At 72.7% G+C, this 362-nt stretch carries 1 pseudogene; it reads left to right on the top strand.

What is annotated here, in order from left to right:
• Nucleotides 1-218, top strand: a pseudogene (locus tag ACIP94_RS27985) (aldehyde dehydrogenase); the annotation flags it as partial.
• Between the last annotated feature and the right edge of the window lie 144 nt (nt 219-362).

Genomic DNA, 362 nt, shown 5'->3' with positions numbered 1-362 from the left:
GCCAGCACATGGGCACGGGGCAGGCGCCGGTGAAGAGGTACAACCGGGCGCTGCGGGATCTGATCGCCGGTGGGAAGGCGAAGCCGAGCTTCGTGGTCTCCCACGAACTCAGCCTGGACGAGGCCCCCACCGCCTACGAGCACTTCGACGCCCGTGACGAGGGCTGGACCAAGGTCGTCCTGCATCCCGACGGCCACGGCAACGGCCACAAGCGGTAAGGAAGCCGACGGCCGCCGTCCCGCCCGTGTCCCCCGACCCGTTCCGGCCGGCGGGTGGCGATCATCCCCACTCCGGTCAGCCCTGAACGGGCGGCGGTGGCCCACGCTCCGGTCGGGCCTGGGCGCTCGGCGATCGCCCGGGCT

Origin of the sequence: Streptomyces sp. NPDC093261, assembly GCF_044753645.1 — a bacterium.
Classification (GTDB): Bacteria; Actinomycetota; Actinomycetes; order Streptomycetales; family Streptomycetaceae; genus Streptomyces.
This window is presented reverse-complemented; position numbering and strand designations above follow the sequence as displayed.